A 17,535-nucleotide genomic window follows, 5' to 3' on the forward strand; every position below is an offset into this window, starting at 1 on the left:
CGGACCTTTTTCCCGGAAGCCTGTCATGGCGGAAACGGGAAGGGGAAATGAGTGTGTCCAACCTGCATGACAGCAATTCAGCATATCCCCGAACGGGCGCCTTTCAATTACGCTGACCTGATTGAATACCGCGAAGGGCAAATCACCAGCCTGGCCCTTGTGCGTTCCAAAGGCGTCAACATGACCATCCTGGCTTTTGACGACGAGCAGCTCCTCCCCACCCACCAGACGCCCGGCCCCGCCCTGGTGCAGATTCTGGACGGGACGGCGTATTTTACCGTGGGCAATGAAGAGGTCAACCTTCCGCAGGGCAAGACTCTCCTGATTCCCGCCGGAGTGCCTCATTCCGTCATTGCGCAGGAACGGTTCAAGATGCTGGTCACCTCCATCCTGCCGCTGGACTGAGCGGAACGCTTTTTCCACGTGCGCACGGGAGGAAAACTCCCGGCTTCTTGTTACAGTTCCCTGACGGTAATTGACGAACGCTGCTCCAGGTTCAGCTCCGGATGGCGCACGGTAATGACGTGCGCTCCCGGTTCCAGCAGCACGGAAGCCTCTTCTCCATACTGCACGACGGTCAGGGTGGGGGATGACCACACCGCCCCCGCCGGCAGGTTGGAGCGCAGTTTGAGCCTGCGTCCCCCGCCGGGCAGTTCCGGATCCAGCGCCAGGCGCGAGCCGTCTGCCGGAACCAGGATGCGGGGAGCCTCCCCGGACCACGCCCGCGGAAGCAGGCAGAAGGTATTCCCCACCGTGCAGGAAGGACTGGTAAACCACTCCGTATAACGGCTGTCCAGATATGCCCGTCCCACGGCATCGTAATCCGCCGGGGAGGCCGGCTGCGGCATCGTTTCCGGGGAAGCCCATTCCTCCCGGACATGGGCTTGCGGCAGATCCAGCCCCTCCGCCCTCTTTCCGGTGCGGGAATCAATGCGGATGCGCACCATGCCGGGAGGGGGACCGGGGAAGGAAGGGGCAAGATTGCGGTGAGCCAGCCTCATGACCCCGGCAAAAATGGGGGCCGCTCCATCCATGCCCCCCACCTGCTTCATGGGGGAGGCGTCAAAATTGCCCACCCAGACGCCAACCGTGATTTCACGGGTGAAGCCCACGCACCAGTTGTCGCGGAAATCGGAGGAAGTGCCCGTCTTGCACGCATACCGGAAGGGAAGGTTCATCAGCTCCCGGTCATGGAACGCCGCCATCCGGGCTTCCCGGTCCGCCAGAATGTCCGCCGCCATGAAGCAGGCTTCCGCAGGCAGTACGGGCCGTTCCGGAACGGAAGCGCCCTGCTCCAGCTTCAGGGGGAGGAAGGAGCCTCCGCGCGCCAGGCACGCATAAGCCCCGGTCAAATCCCGCAAGGTCACCTCCGCATTGCCGATGGCGAGGCCCAGGCCGTAATGCGCGGCGTCTCCCTGGATGCCCCGGATACCCAGGTTTTCCAGCAGTTTCAGTAGCCGTGACGGGCCGCCGAAGGTATCCAGAGCCCTCATGGCCGGGATATTCTGGGAACAGGCCAGGGCCTGCCTGACGGAAACGGGACCCATGTAGGCCCTGTTGTAATTCTGCGGCGCTTCCAGCCCGTGCGCGCTCCGGTACGTGGTGGGAACGTCCGGAAGAACGGTTCCCGGATAGGCCCCCAGGACAAATGCCTGGGCGTACACGAAAGGCTTCAGGGCGGAACCGGGGGAGCGCGGCAGGGAAGTCCCGTCCATCAGCCCCCCCGCCGGATGCTTCCGGTTCGCGGAACCGACCAGGCAAAGAATATTCCCCGTGGCGTTTTCCGCCACAACTACGGCGGCCTGTGTCACATGATGGCCTTTCAAGCGTTCCAGCTCCCTCCTCACGATTTCCAGCGCGCCGCGCTGCAGGGAGGCGTCCAGCGTCGTGCGCACCTCCCCCGTCCGTCCTGCGTGCATCAGGGCGGCTGTTACATGGGGAGCCGCCGGCTGCCGCCCTTCTTCCATTCCGGCGCTGAACAGGGGTTCCTGCAAGGCCCTGTTCACCATGTCCGCCGGGAACATGCCTTCCTCCTCCAGACGCCGCAGAACGCGGTTCCGCCGTTCCAGCGCACGTTCCGGATGCCGGAGGGGGTTCAAGAAGGACGGCCCCTGCGGCAACCCCGCCAGCAGGGCGCATTCCGCCAGGGACAGGCGGGCCATCTCCCGGCCAAAGTAGAAACGCGCCGCCGCGGCGGGCCCCCGGCGCAGATTGCCGTAATCCAGGCGGTTGAAATAGGACTCCAGAATTTCCTCCTTGCTCATGCTCATCTCCATGCGCCGGGCCTGGAAAAACTCCCGGGCCTTGGTCCACAGGTTCCTGCGTGCGGGAGGATTGGCATTCTTGGCGAGCTGCTGGGTGATGGTGGACGCTCCGGACACAACCTCCCCGCCTGCGGCATTCGCCGCCGCGGCGCGGGCCAGAGCCAGGAAATCCGCCCCTCCGTGGCTGAAAAAGCGTTTGTCTTCCGCCGCCAGCGTAGCCTTAAGAAGCATGTCCGGAACCTCCCGGAGCCGGACAGGCTCCGTGTGGTAATAATCCGGTCCCGGCAATGTGGCGATTCTGCCGCCGTCCCTGTCCAGGACCATGGCGCCCCGCTCTTCCGGATGGAGCAGCCCTTCCGGCAGGGGAACCAGCCAGGGCACGGCATACCATGCAAGCAGCCACGCGGCGGCCAGCCCTCCGGCAATCCAAAGAAGGGTTTTCCGTTGAAGGAGCTTTTTGAAAACCGCCCTGTTCATAGATCTGCGCCGCATCATGAAAACACTGCACTTACTTCCCCGCGGAGACGGTCAGTTTCTGGGGAATGCTCAATCCGTAGGTTTCCGGCTTGTACATCAGCTCCGCCTTGGCGGACGGGGCGATAACGGAGCCGGACTTGGTCACCCGCGCCAGGTAGCGCGCCGTAAAGCGGCCTCCCGACCAGGAATCGGCGAAAAAGCGCACCCGGTCCTTCAGGAATTCACGGTGGGAGACCCACCCGCTCCAGTAGAACCAGCGGTTTCCTGCGTCCGCCGTCTCGCTCTCCCGGCCTCCCGGTATCTGGGAAAGCAGCGCCGGATTGACGGCCTCAAAAGCGGAGGGCAGGTAATCCTCCATCACCACATACGTCAGCGGGTCAGCGGACTTGTCCACGTGCAGCGTAATCCTCACCAGGTCCCCCACGGCAAACTCCGCCGCAGGCGTCCAGGTTCCTTCCGGAGAAAGCCTTTCATAAACGCGGGAAACGGCAAAGCCCCTGTTGACGGCGGCTCCGTCCTGCTGCGTTTTGCTGCGTCCGCGGGCCTCCGCCATGCCGTATACCCGGGTTCCCGCTTCCGGAAGGCTGAGCACGGCCTTCTCCCCAACCGCGGTCAGGAACCGGGACGGGGAAGACACGGAGCATATCCCGTCAAACGTCCGGCCGCCGCGGTCCACGCGGAAGGCGGCGGAAAGGGGCGCCTCCTGCAATCCTTCCAGGTATTCCCCCAGCAGAATCACATCCCAGCCGGAAGTCCAGGTGGAATAGGGGGCCCTTCCTCCGAAAGAGCCGGACATCCTGTCCACGATCAGGCGTTCCAGCCTTTCCCGGACAGCCCGGTCACCGGGGGCCTGCGCCATCTCCGCCAGCGCCAGCAGAAGACGGCAGCGGGGCTGTTTCATTTCCTCCCCGGAAACATTCATCAGGCTCCGGGCCTGCTCCTTTGCCTCCGCACGGGAAGAGAGGGCCGCCGCCAGGGCCAGGTACAGGCGGTCTTCCGCCCTCAATTCAGCGGCATGGTCCAGCAGGCGGTTGAGCAGGGACGCGGGCATGAGCCCCGCTCTGGCCAGCACCCATGCCCCCAGGAGCCCCTCCCGCGGGCGGGCGGACAGGGAACGCCCCAGATAGGTGTACAGCTTGTTGAGGCCCTGTTCCGGAATGTAAACCCCCTGCTCCCGCGCCAGGGTCAGCACCAGAGCGGCATACGCGCAGTACTCGCTCACCTCCGTGCCACCCTGCCAGTAGGACAGGCCGCCGGAAGAAAGCTGGTTTTTCATGATTTTGTAAACGCCGCTCCGGAGGGCCCTGGAACGGTCCTCCGGCGATTTTCCCTTGAAACCGGGGAGATATTTGGCCAGGAGCGGTTCATAAATCCAGGGCAGCGTGGAGGAGGAAAGCTGTTCCAGGCATCCGTACGGATAACGCAGCAGGTAATTCACGCTGCCGTCCGCATACAGCAGGGGGGACGTGCCCAGCGTCACCCGGATGGGGGTGCCTTTCAGGAAGGGAGTCGCCAGCAACCCCGGCAGATCCAGCGTCCGGCCGGAGGAAAGCGAGAAGCAGCGCAGCTCCCTCAGCTCCGGGAAGGGAGGCACCACCTCAAACGTGTGCTCCACGGAATCCTTCAGCAAGGAATAAACGCCGGAGGAATAAGGCGTGCCGCTGCCGTCTGCGGCGCGGATTTCCCAGGTCAGCCGGGCTTCCCCCGGCTGCGTGAATTTTACGTTGAACACCAGCGTTTTCGGCTGGTTCCCGTTCAAAGTCAGCGTCTGGACGGGCTGGGGCACGGAAGCCGCAGCGGTCCCGGATTTCAGCGTGACCACCCACGGGCCCTTCCTGTCACCCGTCTGGCTGACCGTCACCGGAATGTCCAGGGAATCACCCTCCGTTGCGGTAAAGGGGGGAGCGGGTTCCAGCATCACGGGCTTGTTTACCACATAGGCGCTTTCCCCGGTTCCGAAATCGGCAGCTCCCGCCAGGGCGACCGCCATCACCCGGTAGCGGGTCAGCGTATCCGGATTCCTGTACTCGGCCTTGAAACGGCCCTCCCCGTCCGTACGGAGGGAGGCCAGCCACACGGCGCACGGGTTGAAATTCTTCCTTAAATCCAGGTTCTCCGGCGCTTTGCGGGAGCCGTCCGAGGAATCTCCGCCGCCGATGAAAACTCCTTTGTTGTCCGTGGAGCGGCCACCCCAGTCTTCATCCAGAATTTGTTCCAGCGTCGTCCACGTGCCCACGGACAGGGGGCGGTCCGCATAGAAGTACCGGATGGGACGGGGAGTCTGGTACCCGATGACCTGTAAGGTGCCTTCATCCTCCGCAAACAGGCATACCTCCGCATTCCGCACCGGCCTGCCGGAATAATCCGTCACCACGCCGCTGACCACGGCGGGGGAACCGGGCCGGGACATCCCGGCGGGGGGAAACACCTTTACATTCAGGGTATGCTGGACAGGCTGAACCTTCAGCGCGGCATATCCCAGCTTCAACTGGGGATTGCGGACCTTGCGGCTGCTCAGGTCCGCCCCCTTCACCAGGAAAACGGAAACATAGACATTCGGCGCGTCCGCCTCTTCCAGAGGCACCTCAATCACGGGATTGTCCAGCGTCAGCTTTCTGGCAAAACTCCGAAGCACCTTTTCCCGCTCCACTGTCACCATCACCTCCCCCTCAATGGGCGTCTGGATCAAGAGACGGGCCGTCTCTCCCGGCTTGTACAACTGCTTGTCAGGGATGATCTTCACCTTCAGGCCGTCATGGTACTCCCACGGGGAAACGTCGCTGCCGTAAACCCAGTACTTTACGGCAGTGCGGAATTCCCGTCCTTCCGCGTCCCTGCCGGAAAAAGCCACCTCGTAAATACCGTCCTGCGGGGTGGGAACGGAGACGGCTTTTCCTCCCGTACGGACATCCGCGGAATCCGCCGGGGCAAGCGTCAGGGCCTTTTCCAGCACCGTGCTCCTTACCTCGTCATTGCGCACGGTGGTGGCATCTCCGCTCTCGTAGCGCGCGGGACGGAAAGCGGTGCGCGTCACGGTCATGTTGAGATCAAGGCCGCTGCCCGCATAGGGCTTGCCGTCCAGCCCCAGGGCAATCAGGCGCAAATCCAGGGGCGTTCCCTGGCGGCAGATGGAAGAACTGTTCTTCACGCCCACAAACACGGAAGCCGGATTCCAGACGGCGCCTCGGGAAACCTTGACCAACTGCTCATTCCCGTTTACCACGGAAGCCTGGAGGGACAGCCTCCTGACCCGCGGGAAGGACTGCCCGTCCAGGGAGAACTCCACGGTATTCCTGCCTTCCCCGTCCAGCACGGAGGACTGCTGCTTCATGTGGGAGGAGGAACGGCTGCTGGAATAACCGTAATAGGCCTCCCAGTAGCCCCCATCGTCATCACGGTAATCCCCGAAACGGTAATCCTTGTATCCGGCAGGATAAAAGTTGGAGGAAGTACTGCGCAGGGACCAGTTCACCTTGCCGCCTGAAACAGGCGTGCCGGTAAAATTCGTGGCCTTCACATCCGCCTTCAGGAGATGAGCGCCGGGCTTCAATTCATGAATCTTCTCCTCCACTTCAAACTCGTTCCGCTTGAACTCGGCTACTTCCACCTCATACCGGAACTCCCGGTTATTCTTGTCAAACTCCTTCCGGTAATACTTCTTGTAATCGTATTCGTCGGAGGAATCATCCTCTGCCCCTTCTTTTTCCTCTTCCGCGGAATCCCCTTTCAGCCGCAGGCTGGCAAGGACGCTGTAAGTTCCCGTCTCTTCCCCGGGAAACGTGAAATCCAGGTCAAAGGTTCCCGCATCGGACAACTTCACCTGCTTGACGGCTACTTCCCGGTCCCGTCCGTCCCTGACCGTCAGCTTGACCTCCTCCACGGGAGCGAGGCCCAGCCTGTTGTCCAGCAGGGAGCGCACGATTCCCTTCAAATGCATGGTCTCCGCCGGGCGGTACAGGTTCCTGTCCGAAAACATGAACACCCTCGTTTCCGCGGTAGTGGCGGGATTCAGCCCCAGGGCTTCCCATTCGTAGGGCAGCGTCTTCACGCCAAAGGACCACATCCTCACCTGCCCCGGCCAATCCTCCAGGGGGCTCAGGTAACTGTCCACCCCGGACAGGACGCGAACATAGGCGGCCTTTCCGTTCATCCCGGCCATGGGCAAAATCACGGAACCGTGCTCCACGGGAACGGAAGCCAGAACGGAGCCGTTCGCATCCAGCAATTGGACCTGCGCTTTTTCCACCGCTTTTCCGGTGGAAAGGGAATACACGTAAGCAAACATGGTATCCGCCGTCTTTTTATGCAGAACGCCCAAATCCGTCACCTGCACGACGGCCTGCGCGGCGTAGGATGCCTCCTTTCCGTCGAACTTCCTTCTGCCTCCGTTTTCCGACGGCACGCCAAACAGCCTGTACGCCTCCAGCACCGGATCACTGACACGGCCTTCCACCTCAATGAAATACATGCCTGGCTCCACGGCTCCGCCAAACAGGCCGTCCAGGCTGATGGCCGCTTCCGTTTTGCCGCGCACGTCCAGTATCAGCGCGCCCGTCTTATCCGCCGCAAGAAGCTCCGCAGGCAGAAAATGCCTTTGGTCGCGGTCCGTCACGGTACGGGAAAGGGGCGCGGACTGGTCCCGTTCATAAATCTTCCGGTAGGCCGCCAGCGTCTGGTGCCGGTGGCCGTCCCTGATCCGGTAGCCGCGCACCGTCAAATCCTTCAAATTGCTCACGGAAGCTTTCAACTTGCGGGATCCGGCGTACATGACGCCGTTGTTGCCCGCATCCAGATACAGGCACGGATCCTCCGGCTCCACTTCCACGGAACCTTCCGCATTCTTTCGCGCCAATTCCTGATCATCCACGGACCGGACGCCCTTCAGCCTCCATTGCAGTTTAAAAACGGCCTCGTCTGCGCTCACCAGAAAAGGCAGGGACGTATACCACTGGGGCCGGGCATGCTTCATCTCCGCCAGCCGTTCCCTGTCCAGGCGGATTGCTATTTTCCCGGCCGTCTCCGCATCCTCTCCGTCAAGGGATGTGGTAAAGCCTCCCTCCTGATCACCGTAAGCCATCGGCTTCCCGCCGCCCTCCACGAAAAACTCCACATGGTCCCGGCAGAACCGTTCCAAATCCTCAATCAGGACAGGGAGAGTCCATTCCAGAGTAAACCGGCCTCCGTTCCCGGAAAACGCATGGTAATAACCGGAGGCGGAAAAACGGGGCACGGCCCCCAGTTTGATTTCTTCCCATCCGGTTTTCTGCCCTCCTCCCCGGGAGGACAGGAAGGAAGCGTCCAAACTGACCAGGCAATAATTCCTGCCATACCGGAACATTCCTTCCGGCTGAATGACATACACGCCGGGAACAACCATGCCGTCCGGACGGCCTCTGAACCTTCCCTCCCCTGCAATATTTCTCACACGGTAGGATTTGGCGTCTCTCACCTCCTTCAACGTCGCAGGCCTTAGCCGGAACCCCGCATCGTACCCCGCGGCTCCCGCCTTGAGCTGCTTCATAAAATCTGCGGACCTCAACTGCTCTTCATCTGAAACGCCGGCAAAACGGAGGTTCTTTTCCAATGCCTCCTTCCATGAGCAATAACCGGGAAGCATCAGGAACCCCTTGCCGTCGCGATACAAGCCATTCGCAGGATTGCCCCTGTCCAGAACTGCGTCGGGAATCACCAGGAAAAAACTCTCCCACGGGTAAACTTCACTGCCCTGCCAGCCCCTGTCCATGGAAGACAGGAAGAAATTCCAGGTCGTGCGCCCCGTCAGACGCAGCGGAACGGACGGCACCAGGGAACCGTCCAGAAAACGGACATTCTCCGCCGGTTTCCATAGATAGGTGGACCGGAAGGGAACCTCCTCCAGCGGAACGCACTCCAGCACGTTGGGAGTAATCCATTTGGAAGAAAACTTCAAGGAAGGAGGAACGAACATCAGCTTCGCGCCTTCCGGCATGGCCGTCCCGGCGCCGTTGCCCAGCGCCAGTTCCACCGGTTTCTTCTCCGGGGAAAAGGACATCAGTTCCGGGTCCGCCGGTTTTCCCACCTCGGAAGCGGGCACCACGGCCTTGTCAAACACCAGTTGAAACGGCTTCCCTTTTTCCAGATGGGACGGAGAGGAAGACGGATAGCGCACCGTAGTGTCGGCAATGGATGGAAAAATACCGCAAATTCCTAAGAAGCAGCCAATAGCAAAAGAACAGGTTTTCATGGGAGGAGGGTAATTCTATGTACCCATCTTCTCCTCTTTTTGAGTCTTCAACACAAGCAGAAAATCCGCAAGCGGCAAAAAATAGAGATAAAAGTCGTTACCACTTGATGAAGTTTTTTTTGTACCTTGAATAATGTTCTATAAAAACTCCTTTCTTATGCTCACTAGGATGGTAGTGCGGTCATGAATCCAACCGGTAATTTTTAAATGCAATAACTCCAGTGGAACGCGGGAAACTTGGTTCATCAGAGAAAAATCTCCTTTACCTTTTGCTAGTATTTCTCTTCCTGCACGCTGTCTTTTACCCTGGCAATGGGTAAATTTTGGAAATATGGCAAAGAAATACGTGCCACCGGAGAAGAATCCCCTCCCTTTTTCCACGTTGCCATCCGCCTCAAAAACTCACCAAATATCATAACGTTCCCGGCGTGTTTACTTTGCTGGTTTTTGATTCATGGTAGTCGCAACTATTTCATAATTCTTAATTTAATACCATGAACAACACTTTCAACATCGGCGCCATGGACACCGTCTATCCCTTCATTCCCATGTACCCCAACGGGCAGCCCCAGGGCGACTTCCTGGTCAACGGCCTCTCCGCTCCTGTCCTTATCCCCAAACGAACTGCTTCCTCCCCCACCCGTCACGAATGGTTCGGGTACCTCAAGGTCATGGCTCCCGCCACCTGTTTTCTCCACCTCCACGCCCACTCTTCCATCTCCCTTTCCATTCCCGCCAAGGATATGGAACTCTCCACGGAGCCGGGCTCTTCCACGCCTCTCCGCCGCCAGATCCAGTTTGAACAGGGATACTACTGGTGCCATATCGTCCACCAACACCAGCCTGCCGCGGAGGACCAACAGGAGTTCTGCATTGCCCTGGTAAGCGACAAGGAAGGAGAGCCCGACCTGGACTATTACCTGCTGGCGGAAAACACGCCTGCCGGCAAGGAAGGAGAAACCGTCCTGACTCTGGTCAACCTGTACCAGGAGGTGGAAGAAGGAGATTCGTCGAGCAGTTCGGCAGGGGGAGGAGATTCGTTTGAGTTTGATCCCAAGCCCAGCAGCAGCTCGAGTTCTTCTGCCCGCAGTTCGAGCTCTTCCCCCTCCGACAGTGCGTCTGCCAGCTCGCTGCAGAGTTCGTCGGCTCCGGAGCCGGCGGATTCGTCGAGCGGCGCGCCGCCTTCTTCTTCCAGGTCGCCGTCTTCCAGCAGGTCGAGTTCTTCCTCGTCATCTTCTTCCAGCAGCTGGTCGTCTTCCAGTTTCCACAGCAGTTCCTTGCCGCCCCAGGAGCCGGATTCTTCCAGCAGCGCTCCGTCTTCCAGCTCCTCCTCGAGCAGTTCGAGTTCATCGTCTTCTTCCAGCTCGTCTTCCAGCAGCAGCTCTTCGTCATCAAGTTCTTCGAGCTCAAGCTCATCTTCCAGCAGCAGTTCAAGTTCCCTTTCCTCTTCTTCCAGCGAGCCGGACCAGGAAGAGGAACCCTGCCCCTGTGAATGTGAGTGCAATGAGGAAGGGGACGAACACTGTGTCCAGACACAGCCCACTCCGGGGGATCCCGAGGGAGAGCAGGATTGCCAGGGCAACGCCTGCATCAACCCTTCCTCCCCGGCAGGACCCACGCCTCCGGCTCCCGCCAAGTTCATCAGGACGGCACGCTCTGCCACCACTAATGCCCCGGCTTCCAGCGGCTTTTCCATGCGCTACAACCACCCCATGGCCTGGAGCGCTTCCTTCTCGGCTGACGAGCGCCGCGTCACCGTCAAGCGCCCCTCCGGAAGCCATCTCTATTTCAAAGCTAACGAGGGAAGCAGCGATGCTTCTCCCATCGGCTCTTCCAGGAAGGTCAACTACCGTGTGAGGCTTCTCAACGAAGATCTTACTCCCAACCTCCAGGGTACTCCCGCCTTCATGGACATGGTTCTTCCCGGCGGCATGGTCCTGCGCTTCTCGGCAGCCACCGGAGAGGTCGTGTCGGTCACCAGCTCTTCGGGCCATGTGATCTCTGCCGAGGAGTACTTCAGCAAGGTCCAGGTCACTTACCATCAAAACGGCTCCCTTGCCAGCGTTTATTCCCGCGCCCAGGGGTTGATGAGAAGCATTCCCGAAGGCGACAGGCTCACCCTGGAGTGGTATGCTCCCGGCAAGACCATCCCAGACGGGGAAGGCGGATTCACCGTTACCGGAGAGCCCTACAAAACGGCCGTCTATGAAACCTCGCTTGAAAACGGAGTCAAGGTCACCCATATCACCAACCGGCGCGCCGGTCAGGAGCCGCATTTCATCGAACGCCGCGAAGAAGGCAACAAGGTGACCATCGTCAAGGGGGAGGGAGAGGAGCGCATCGTTCGCACCATTGAACGCAACGCCCTGCCCGATTCCAAGTGGGAGCGCCTTGAAACTATTCAGGGCATCAACGAGGAAACACCCTCCTCCTGTACCCGGACAGTGAAGAAGTATACCGACGGCGGCTGGCTGACCATCAGCCGGACGGAGGGATACAAGACCTCTCTGGCCCAGACCACCCTCTATACCTACAACGACCAGTTCCGGGTGTCCCTGGAACTCAAACCCAATGGCGGCTATACGCGCTACGAGTACGATGACCAGGGCAAAACCGTGCTCTCCGCTGCTCCCTGGGCCGGAGGCGGGGAGAGAGGGACCCGAACCACTTACGCCGACCTGCGCTTCAATGACTTCAGACCCGCTACGGAAACTGAAGTAATCATTGCCGAGGATGGGACGGAAACGGCGCTTCTCAAACGCACTTACACCTATGAAGACAGCCCGCAGGTGAACCGCACCACGGTCACGGAAACCGCCCTGGGTTCCGACCAGGTTCATACGAGTGTAGAAGAGACTTATGGGGAAGGAGCCGAATATCCCTACGCCCGGGGCAGGCAAAAGATGAGCCAGAGTATTGACGGGGTGCAAACCGTTTATACTTACGAAGCCGCCGCGGAATACGGGGCTCTCCACAAGGTGACGGAGACTGTGCAGGCTAATGGAAGTATCGTTCCCGGACAAAGTACCCGGAACATAGAATACATTGCTGAAAACGGCGCCACCACCAGGAAAGAACAATACGTTCACACCGGAGAAGGCTGGTCGCTGATTGCCTCGGAGGACTATGAATATGATGACGAGCAGAGGCTCGTCAAGACGACGAGGGGCAACGGCAGAACCAGTACGACGGAATGGATGTGCTGTGGGCCGTTGAGGGAAACCGATGAAGACGGCATCACCACCAGCTATGGGTACAACTCGGCCAAGCAGCTGGTGGAAACCATCCGCTCGGCTACCGAGACTACGCCAGAAACGATTAATTCCTACAGCTATGATGCGGCGGGAAGGACGATTGCCACGCGCCGCGACATAGGGGCCATGACGACGATGCAAAGTACAGAGTACGATGATCTGGGACGGGTCGTTTCCTCCACGGACTTGCTGGGACGCATCACACGAACCGAGTACAGCCACGATCAGCTTACGACAACCGTCACCAACCCAGCAGGCGCTACGCTGGTCACCCAAAAGTACTATGATGGCGTTGTCCTGTTTCAGGGTGGCACGGGGCAGCGTGAGATGGAGACCCGGCTGGAACTGACCGAAGAAGGCATCCTGACCACGACCTTGTCCAGGGGAGTCGTGCTGTCGCGGAGGCTGGAAAACGGTTTTGGCCAAATCATCCGGCAGGAACAGCCCAATACCAAGGGAGGGATCATCGTTACTAGAAATAATTACAATGACAAAGGACTGCTTGTGCGTTCCCAGACAGAGGATCTTGCTCCCATGGTCACAGTCTACAATGAGCTGGGACAAGCCGTAAGACGAATTGTTCTATTGGACACTCTGCATCCGGAGGATACTTCAAAAAACAGGATATCGGAAACCTCATCCTGCTTCCGGGTTCGAGAAGACGGCGTCTACCAGGTGCAGACTTCCACGACCTATAATGCCGACGGCCTCCCCCTCATTCAAACCACGGAGAATATGGTTTCCGAACTCAGTCCTGTATTGGAAAGCAAGACCATTTCGACGGACGTCTACAGTCAGCAGAGCGTAAAATGGACGGAGTATACTGCTCCAACCAAGCGCACCCAGTTCAGCCGGATTCCAACTTCGGAGATCACAGCTGAATCAGTCATCGTAGATGGATTTACAACAAACCAGACTGATCACGCCGGAATCCGTTCCTCACAACAGTTCTGCTGTACCTCTACACGGATGATTCTGGAAAAAACCGATGGTCGCGGCAATGTCGCTACTACAGAAACTGACCTTGCCGGACGTACTGTCAAAGTCACCGATCCTGCAGGCAACGTGACCACCACCAGCTACTTGTCCTGCTGTGACGCCGTGGCTTGCATCACCGATGCTTTGGGAGGCACGACCTACTACTCCTATGATATCCGCGGCAGAAAGACGACCGAGTACGGCACCGCCGTCCAGCCGGCCTGTTTTTCCTATGACGAAGCCGACCGCATGGTGGCCCTGACTACCTTCCGTGCAAACGAAGGCGACATCACCACCGATCCTTCCGGCCGAACCGACGGAGACACCACCACCTGGCTCTACGATCCAGCCACCGATCTGGAACTGAAAAAAACCTATGCCGACGGCTCCTGCGTTCTCAGAACCTACGACCAGTTCAACCGTCCGGAAACCGTCACCAAGGCCAGAGGCATTGTCACGACGTACGCCTATGCTCCATTGACAGGAGAACTTGTCTCCGTCTCCCACAATGACGATACTCCGGGATGGGAGTTCTCCTACAACCACATCGGACAAATGACCTACGTCCGGGACGCCTCTGGATTAAGGGAATTTTCTTATGATGCCTATGGAAGAACGCAACAGGACACTTCCTTTGGAACCGTGGAAAGCTCTCTTCAGGAAGAATACGATGCCTTGGGACGTTCTGAAGGTTACCGCCTGATGCTTGGAACCCGTACCGTGCAGCACTCCCATCTTGACTATGACTCCAAAGGCGGCATGATTGGGATAAATCTGGAAGGCATCGCTTCTCCCTTTACCTGGGAGTACGATCCAACCAGCGGCTTCCTCAATTACCTCAACTACCCCAACGGCATGGTCCGCTGCAATACCTACCATCCCACACTGAACCTTGTAACCGCCATCGGTTACAAGAAAGGAGTAAATGGTGAATCAGCGGGCCGCCATGAATACGACTACGACGCTCTGATACGCCCTGTCCAACGCCGGGACTCCTGGGATGGAACCACTCCTGCAACCACCAGAAACTTCACCTGCAACAGCCGCAGCGAGCTGGTCGAAGACCGGATCAGCCAGGGAGGAAGCTTCAGCTACCAATACGACAACATCGGCAACCGCAAGACCGCTCGTGAACTGGAAGAGGAAGTTTCCTACGATGCCAACGGCCTTAACCAGTACGTGGATATTGCCGGGGGAGAAGAACATTTTAACCCCGTCTACGACGCCGACGGCAACCAGGCCACGATCAGGACCTCAACGGGCATCTGGGAAGTATCCTACGATGCCAATGACCGCCCCATCGTCTTCACCAGCCAGGATGGCAGAACGTCCATTACCTGCGGCTACGACTACCGGGGACGGCGCTTTGAGAAGAAAGTTTTTGTCAATGGAGCAATCGCCAGTCATTTCTGGTTCCTGTACCGGGACTATCTGCAGGTAGCCCAACTGGATTTGAGGCATCCTGAACCTGTGCTTGTAAAGAGTTATTTGTGGGATCCGACGGAATCCATGGCCACGCGCATCCTGATGATGACATGCTGGCAAGAGAACGGAATGAAAGTAAAAGGGCATCTCTACTTCATGCACGATGTCATGAAGAATGTTACTTCCATCTTTGATGGACAACACACGAGAAGAGCTCGCTACGAGTACGCGCCTTTTGGTAGCCTGCTCACCACAGAAGGAGACATGGCGCAGGAAAACAAGTTCCGCTTCTCCTGCGAGTTCTCGGACGACGAACTAGGGCTGGTTTACTACAACTACCGCCACCTCAATCCCGCAGACGGCAGGTGGACCAATCGCGATCCTATCGTCGAACAGGGTGGATGGAATTTGTATGGGTTTATAAAAAATCATATTCAGAAAAATGTTGATTTTTTAGGAATGGTGAGCTCCTCTCCTTTAGATCCAGCTTTTACTCCTCCTCCCATACCAGATAGAGTTGGCCAGAGCAGAGGCATTAAACTTTCGTATTTTGCTTGTAAAAGAAAGTTAGATAAATTAGGAGATAAAGCTATTAAGGCACTTTTAGCAGGAAAAGTTACACATGTTCCTTCAGATTTTAAACCGAATTCAGAATGTGAAGAATCCTGCCAATGCATCCGTAGTTTAATTATTATTATGCATGGGGAAGAACCCTGGATTAGAAAAAATGATACAAATGTAAGGGCGCATTGGGGAGAAAGGTTCTTAACTGAAAATGCAAATAAGACAGAAATATCCGACATGTTTAAAAAAATTAATTTTTGTTCATCTTGCAAACTTGAAATACGAGCATGTTATTTGGGCTCATCTCCGTATTTAAAAAAACGGCTTGAACAAAATACAGGATGTGAAGTTACTTTATACGAAGATCAAGTTAAAGCATTTTTTCCATTTCTTTAATTTAAATTTAAAAATGAAAAAATTAATAAGAATTTTTATTTTTGTCATCGCTGGGTTAATTATCCTTACTTGTATTAATTATGGATACACAGCATGGAGTATCCATCATTGGAAAAATGTACTAGAACAATCAAGCTTTGAGCAATTAAAAAATGAATATGCAAAATACTATTACCAAGTTGAAGGACCACCTGCAGAACAGTTGCTCATCTACCAACAAAAACAATTACTACCCAATATTTTCTATCATGATCTAATTGTCATGAAAAGCAGCATCTCCGGCATAAAAATATATACCGGCTCTAGACTTAAATCTACTTCACGTGGCACCATGAAGGAAAAATTAAAACTCTACCAGGAAGACGGATTTAAAGAAGGAGAAAATGTTTCTTCCGTTGGTGAAGTATTCTCCTCCAGCCTTAAACTGGCAGGATTTAAAGAATACGGGCATTAAAATTATTTGATAAAATTTTTACTTTTGAGTTTATAAAAACAGAAACTGATATAATTTATCAGCATTTAGCGTGCTATCTGACCTGCTCCCTCTTGTAAAGCTTGTATGTGACAGGGCCCGAGGATTCAATGAGCACGCGGCATTGCGACAATATATGCCTATGCATCCCTTATCGGAGAACTCGTCTTTGTCTCTCACAATGACGATACGACGGATGGGAGTTTACCTACAACCATCTGGGGCAGATGACCTCCGTCAGGGACGCTTTGATATCAGGGAATTCTCCTATGACGCTTGCGGCAACATGACCCAGGACGCTTCCTTTGGGCTGGGCCATAGCAATATCTATCATCCCAGGCTCAACCTCGTAACCGCCATCGGTTACAGGAAGGGAGCGGATGGAGAATCGGCGGCCAGCCATGAATACGGTTACGACGCTCTGATGCGTCCCGTTCAACGCCGGGACTCCTGGGATGGAACCACTCCTGCAACCACCAGAAACTTCACCTGCAACAGCCGCAGCGAGCTGGTCGAAGACCGGATCAGCCAGGGAGGAAGCTTCAGCTACCAATACGACAACATCGGCAACCGCAAGACCGCTCGTGAACTGGAAGAGGAAGTTTCCTACGATGCCAACGACCTTAACCAGTACGTGGATATTGCCGGGGGAGAAGAACATTTTAAACCCGTCTACGACGCCGACGGCAACCAGGCCACGATCAGGACCTCAACGGGCATCTGGGAAGTATCCTACGACGCCAATGACCGCCCCATCGTCTTCACCAGCCAGGATGGCCGGACTGCCATCAACTGCGGCTACGACTACCGGGGACGGCGCTTTGAGAAGAAAGTTTTTGTCAATGGAGCAATCGCCAGTCATTCCTGGTTCCTGTACCGGGACTATCTGCAGGTAGCCCAACTGGATTTGAGGCATCCTGAACCTGTGCTTGTAAAGAGTTATTTGTGGGATCCGACGGAATCCATGGCCACACGCATCCTGATGATGACATGCTGGCAAGAGAACGGAATGAAAGTAAAAGGGCATCTCTACTTCATGCACGATGTCATGAAGAATGTTACTTCCATCTTTGATGGACAACACACGAGAAGAGCTCGCTACGAGTACGCGCCTTTTGGTAGCCTTCTCACCACAGAAGGAGACATGGCGCAGGAAAACAAGTTCCGCTTCTCCTGCGAGTTCTCGGACGACGAACTAGGGCTGGTTTACTACAACTACCGCCACCTCAATCCCGCAGACGGCAGGTGGACCAATCGCGATCCTATCGTCGAACAGGGTGGATGGAATTTGTATGGATTCCTTGATAATAGAGTAATAAACTGTATAGATATATTGGGAAAAAATTATTTATTGTAACATCTTTTCATAATGATGAAACACAATTAATAACATTTACTAAAGATAGAGAAAATATAGTAAAAGAATCAAGTAAAATAGAAAAAAATTTACAATTCTATAAAACTCATCTAACCACACAAATA

General features: G+C 56.5%; 6 protein-coding genes. 4 read left to right on the forward strand and 2 right to left on the reverse strand.

Going from position 1 to position 17,535, the window contains the following annotated elements:
- Positions 1-66 precede the first annotated feature (66 nt).
- A complete protein-coding gene (locus tag M8N44_RS09575; protein ID WP_022396859.1) occupies positions 67-405 on the forward strand; it encodes a cupin domain-containing protein in 339 nt (112 codons plus the stop codon).
- 50 nt (positions 406-455) lie between these two features.
- Here M8N44_RS09575 and M8N44_RS09580 read toward each other — a convergent pair whose 3' ends face one another.
- Positions 456-2,741 carry a transglycosylase domain-containing protein gene (locus M8N44_RS09580; protein WP_180975212.1) on the reverse strand — a complete coding sequence of 762 codons (2,286 nt, stop codon included), beginning with the start codon at positions 2,739-2,741 and terminating at the stop codon, positions 456-458.
- A gap of 31 nt (positions 2,742-2,772) precedes the next feature.
- Positions 2,773-8,964, reverse strand: coding sequence for an alpha-2-macroglobulin family protein (locus tag M8N44_RS09585; protein WP_102728576.1), 6,192 nt, complete (start codon positions 8,962-8,964; stop codon positions 2,773-2,775).
- A 494-nt stretch (positions 8,965-9,458) separates the two neighbouring features.
- Between M8N44_RS09585 and M8N44_RS09590 the strand changes: the two genes are divergently transcribed.
- From M8N44_RS09590 to M8N44_RS09600, 3 genes are all read left to right on the forward strand, one after another.
- Positions 9,459-15,581 carry an RHS repeat domain-containing protein gene (locus M8N44_RS09590; protein ID WP_249853097.1) on the forward strand — a complete coding sequence of 2,041 codons (6,123 nt, stop codon included), beginning with the start codon at positions 9,459-9,461 and terminating at the stop codon, positions 15,579-15,581.
- A 13-nt stretch (positions 15,582-15,594) separates the two neighbouring features.
- Positions 15,595-16,035, forward strand: coding sequence for a hypothetical protein (locus M8N44_RS09595; protein ID WP_146019163.1), 441 nt, complete (start codon positions 15,595-15,597; stop codon positions 16,033-16,035).
- A gap of 304 nt (positions 16,036-16,339) precedes the next feature.
- Positions 16,340-17,410: an RHS repeat domain-containing protein gene (locus M8N44_RS09600; RefSeq protein ID WP_205575925.1), complete on the forward strand. Its 1,071-nt coding sequence runs from the start codon at positions 16,340-16,342 to the stop codon at positions 17,408-17,410.
- Positions 17,411-17,535 lie beyond the last annotated feature (125 nt).

Origin of the sequence: Akkermansia massiliensis (genome assembly GCF_023516715.1) — a bacterium.
GTDB lineage: Bacteria > Verrucomicrobiota > Verrucomicrobiia > Verrucomicrobiales > Akkermansiaceae > Akkermansia > Akkermansia massiliensis.